The organism is Psychrobacter sp. 1U2, assembly GCF_051847575.1.
Genome location: NZ_JBPYDC010001497.1, coordinates 1 through 589 on the forward strand (window position 1 = coordinate 1; position 589 = coordinate 589).

At 38.5% G+C, this 589-nt stretch carries 1 protein-coding gene; it reads right to left on the reverse strand.

Translation table 11 applies throughout. From position 1 onward, the window contains the following. Positions 1 to 42: 42 nt before the first annotated feature. On the reverse strand, positions 43 to 435 hold the full coding sequence (locus ACS8FD_RS22825) for a hypothetical protein (protein WP_439277536.1): 393 nt from the start codon (positions 433 to 435) through the stop codon (positions 43 to 45). Between the last annotated feature and the right edge of the window lie 154 nt (positions 436 to 589).

Below are 589 nucleotides of genomic sequence, written 5' to 3' on the forward strand. Positions count from 1 at the left end.
GATGCACCTATTTACTCAAGAGTGGTTTAACCAAAGGATGGTTTACTCCGAGGTATTAATTAAGGTGGTCATACTGGTTAAAGCATCTTTAAACATAGCCTTATCGTGACTACTCATCAACGCATTGTCATGGTAAGCATCAATATTAAGCTGCATTACCTTAACAGACGACAACATTGCAATTTGACGAGCCTCCACAATCTGATTGTCGATACTGAGCGCTTCATTAGCCGCTCTCAATGCTCGCGAGTAGTTCTTTGACTCATAGTTGGTTTTGGCTATAGTCATCCATGCTTCTATGCTAATTTCATTCAAACTTTCAGCCTTGGTAGCACCAGTCAAATAAACGGGTGAAGGGCTACTTAACTGTTTAACTGTTGGCGGGCTAATAGTATGTTGGCTAACTTTAGTGCTTTTGCCGCAGCCTGTATTCATGACGGAGGCAATAAGAGCTATAGACAACAAATTTAATTTGGTAAGCCTAGTACGATGAATAATGTTCATAAATATAGTGTCACCAAAATCTTAAAACAATGGAATTGGAACAATAATTTGCTAAGATATGCGCCAATAGTGAACAAATAATTGT